This window comes from Anaeromyxobacter sp. SG66 (genome assembly GCF_022690805.1).
Taxonomy (GTDB): domain Bacteria; phylum Myxococcota; class Myxococcia; order Myxococcales; family Anaeromyxobacteraceae; genus Anaeromyxobacter; species Anaeromyxobacter soli.
The window spans coordinates 1-2,201 of record NZ_JALCZC010000215.1; the positions used below are offsets into that span (position 1 = coordinate 1).

The window sequence follows — 2,201 nt, forward strand, 5'->3', positions numbered from 1 at the left end:
CGCAGGCGACCACCGCGGGAGCGCGCGACCTCGTGGAGGGGGTCCGGCGCGCGCTCGACGCGCTCGCGCCGTCCGACCGCCAGGGAGCGATCGACGACGCCGCGCTCGGGCGGCTCCTCGCGCTCGGCGCCGCCGCGAAGGGGAAGCGCCTCGGCAAGGGCGACGGCCCGCTGCGCGAGCTCAAGGACGCGCTCGCAGCGGCGGCCGAGGCGCTCGCGCCGCTCGCCGCCGAGGCGCTCGCGGCGGAGTCGAAGGCGGAGCTCTGCCGGCTCGTCGCCGACGCCGAGGCCCGGTACGCCGCCGCGAAGCGCGCGGCCCGCGCCGTGGACTTCGACGACCTCCTCGTCGTCGCGCGCGACCTCCTGCGGCGCGACGCGGCGCTCCGCGCGGAGCTCCGGGGGCGGTTCCGCGCGCTCCTCGTGGACGAGTACCAGGACGTGAACGGGGTTCAGCAGGAGCTGTTCGAGCTGCTCGCGGGCCCCGGCACGCCCCCCGGCCCGGTCCTCGTCGCGGTGGGCGACCTCAAGCAGTCCATCTACCGCTTCCGCGGCGCCGACGTCGCGGTGTTCGCGCGACTCGTCCGCCGGCTCGACGCGGGCGGGGGGCGTGTGCTGCACCTCTCGGACAACCATCGCTCCGCGCCGGCGGTGGTCGAGCTCGTGAACGAGGTGTTCGCGCGGTGCATGCGCCCGCCCGACGGCGCGCCGGCGCGCGACGACGAGATCCGCTTCTCCGACGCCGATCGCCTCGTGCCGCACCGGCCGGAGGGCGCGCGCCCCGCGTGCGAGCTCCTCGACGACGACGGCGAGGGGAACGCCGCGGAGCGGCGGCGCCGCGAGGCCGACGCGATCGCCCGCCGCATCGAGGCGGTGGTCGCCGGGACGGCGGGCGTCGCGGTGCGCGAGCGGGGCGAAGGCGGAGGCGAGCGCGTGCGGCGCCCGAGGCTCGGCGACGTGGCGATCCTGTTCCGGCGGCTCACGCAGATCGGCGAGTACGAGCGGGCGCTGCGCGCCGCGGGGATCCCCTACCGGCTCGCGCGCGGCGGCGGCTTCTACCAGGCGCCGGAGGTGCGCGATCTCGGGGAGCTCCTCGCGACGCTGGCCGATCCCGCCGACGCGATCGGCTGGGCCGCGCTGCTCCGCTCGCCCATGTGCGGCGTCTCGGACGCGACGCTCTTCCTCGCCGCGCGGGCCGGCCCCGGACGGCTGGCGCGTGCCCCCGCGGGCGGGCTCCCCGACGAGCTCCTTCGAGCCCTCTCGGCCGACGGGGCCTTCGCGCTCGCGCCAGGCACGGCGGAGCAGGCGGTTCGCCGGGTGCCGGCGGAGGACTGGGCGCGGCTCGCGCGCCTGCTCGAGGTCTGGCGCGAGCTGCACGCGCTCCGCGACAGGCTCGCGCCGGACGCGCTGCTCGGGCGCGCCGTCGAGCGCCTCGATCTCGACGCAGCGCTGCTCGCCGGGCCCGACGGCGAGCGGCGGGCGATGAACGTCGCGAAGGCCGTGGCCCTCGCCGCGCGCTTCGCCGCGGACGGCGGGACGGCGGCGGAGCTCGCGCGCCACCTGCGGGCGCAGGCGGCGCGGCCGCCGCGCGAGCCCGAGGCGGAGGTCGAGGCCGGCGACGCGGTGGCCATCCTCACCGTGCACCAGGCCAAGGGGCTCGAGTGGCCGGTGGTGTTCGTACCGGACCTCGGCGCGCGCGCGCGGAGCGACGCCCGCCGCGCGCTCCTCGACCCGGCGGGGCGCGTCTGCGCGATGCGCTACGACGCGGCGGCCGAGCGGTTCGACGAGACGGTCTCCGTGCGCGAGGCGCGCGAGCACGAGCGGCGCGCGGCGGCGGCCGAGTCGCGCCGGCTCCTCTACGTCGCGATGACCCGCGCGCGCGATCACCTCGTCCTCTCCGGCGAGGCCTCGAACGGCGCGGAGAGCTGGCGCGGGCTCGTGGAGGCGGCGGCCGACGCGCGGCCGGAGCTCCTGCGGCGGATCCCGATCGCGGAGGCGGGGACGGCTGCGTCGGGGACCCCGCTCGCCGAGGCTACCGCCGCCCCCGCGGCTGCCGCCGCGGCGGTCGTCGCGCCGCCCCACCTCGCCGGCCCGCCCGCGGTCGCCGCCGTGCGGACCGCCGTGACCGAGCTCGCCGAGTACGCCCGGTGCCCGCGCCGCCACCACCTCGGTCGCGTGCTTGGACTGGCCGAGCCGCGCGGCGCG

Annotated in this window: 1 protein-coding gene; it reads left to right on the forward strand. The window is 79.4% G+C overall.

The features are described 5' to 3' along the window. A partial coding sequence (locus MNZ39_RS23910) for an exodeoxyribonuclease V subunit beta (RefSeq protein WP_242341583.1) occupies positions 1 to 2,201 on the forward strand: 2,201 nt, incomplete at both ends.